Genomic DNA, 248 nt, shown 5'->3' on the forward strand with positions numbered 1-248 from the left:
TCAAGCACCCCCTTCGGCCTCGGCCAGCGCCAGCCCGTGGACGCCGCGGCCTTGATCGTCGCCACGGTCGCCACCCTTGATGTCATGAACGGTACCCCTGACGTGAAATCGTGGCTGACGGGCGCCTTGATCGGCAAGTGGGGGATGGACAACCTCACCAACAACGCGGCAGGCGTCCACCTGGAGACCGACGTTCTCACCTTCGTGAAGCTGCCGGACGGCTCCTTTGTCTCCCCTCCCGGTGTCAC

General features: G+C 65.3%; 1 protein-coding gene. It reads left to right on the forward strand.

The window, feature by feature from the left end; genetic code table 11:
* Nucleotides 1-248 (forward strand): hypothetical protein (locus tag KJB29_RS19915; protein ID WP_215735901.1); only part of this gene is annotated, 248 nt, incomplete at both ends.

The sequence above is a fragment of the Geobacter grbiciae genome (assembly GCF_018531165.1).
Lineage (GTDB): Bacteria > Desulfobacterota > Desulfuromonadia > Geobacterales > Geobacteraceae > Geobacter > Geobacter metallireducens.